The sequence below is a fragment of the Photorhabdus antumapuensis genome (assembly GCF_020387775.1).
Taxonomy (GTDB): Bacteria; Pseudomonadota; Gammaproteobacteria; order Enterobacterales; family Enterobacteriaceae; genus Photorhabdus; species Photorhabdus antumapuensis.
This window is the reverse complement of sequence record NZ_JAHZMK010000030.1, coordinates 2,977-4,102: the sequence shown is the minus strand read 5'-3', so window position 1 is coordinate 4,102 and position 1,126 is coordinate 2,977. Positions and strand designations below refer to the sequence as shown.

At 55.8% G+C, this 1,126-nt stretch carries 1 protein-coding gene; it reads right to left on the bottom strand.

Annotated elements, in window-relative coordinates; all coding sequences use genetic code 11:
- A partial coding sequence (locus KZ793_RS13305) for an RHS repeat domain-containing protein (RefSeq protein WP_225815775.1) occupies positions 1-1,126 on the bottom strand: 1,126 nt, incomplete at both ends.

Sequence of the window (1,126 nt, the reverse complement as noted above, 5' to 3'; positions counted from 1 at the left end):
TCAGGCGTGATAAACCGGCCAATTTCCGGCGCATAATACCGATACGTATTAAAATGCAGCCCCGTCTCTTTGTCAAAATATTGACCTGCATAACGCAGGTTTTGCCTGAAATCATAGCTTGTCGATGACAGGGCCGGATCAGTGAAGTAAGCCAGCGGCGGGCCACCCAGTTCACCAAAAATGTGATATTTTCCCGCCCACGCAATTTTCCCGTCCTCGTCCGTGACTTCCAGCGGCGCACCGTTGATATCGGTGTGGTACCAGAAGTAATTGTGCCTGGCTCCCCGTGTGACGATGCTGGCCAGCGGGGTGTAGCTGTCATGGGATTCATAGCAGTAGGTCTGTGTTTCGCCACTTTTCGTGTCACGCTCCTGCAACAGCCGCAGACCATGCCAGACAAAATCAGTTTGTTCATAACGCGCCAGTCCATCAATCCCGATTTTTACCCCCTTGCGGGTACGCCGCCCAAGGGCATCATAGTGATAACGTGCCGTTGTGTTGCCGATTTTCGCCACCGTCAGACAGTTGTCGCCATCATAGCGGTAATCCTGGGTTTCGTACCACCGACACTCCCGGCGGGTAATATTGCCGTGCGGGTCATGCTCATAGCGCCATTTCCGCCAGTAGCTCAGACGGTCGCCCTGCGGCGTCACCGCTTTAGGGATCCCCTGCTCTTCCGCCTCCTGTTCCAATATCGACTGCGGTTGATCCAGCAGGTTATCCGCCCGGTCATACCACAACATATCCTCATAAGCGCTGCCCTGATGCGTCACTTTTTTAAGGCGACTTTCAGAGTCATAAAGATAGTCAACTATGCCCCGGTAATGATCTTCCATCATCTGCAATTCGTCCTGGGGGCCGTAGACCCACGCCCGCCACGGCTTGCCCTCACTGAGATAGGGCAGGGGCTCGGCATCGGCCTGTTTCAGCGGCAGGCTGTACTGGTGGATACAGCGCCCCAGCGGATCATAATCGCGCAGCTGGAACAGTTTGCCCTGCGTGCGGCGGGTTTCACGATGCAGCCGGTCACGCTCAAATTCAGTGAGGAGTGTCTGTTCATGCCGGATCGCACTCAGGTGACCGGAGCCGTAGTAGAGCCAGCTTAAGGTGCCGCCCTGTGGCAGCG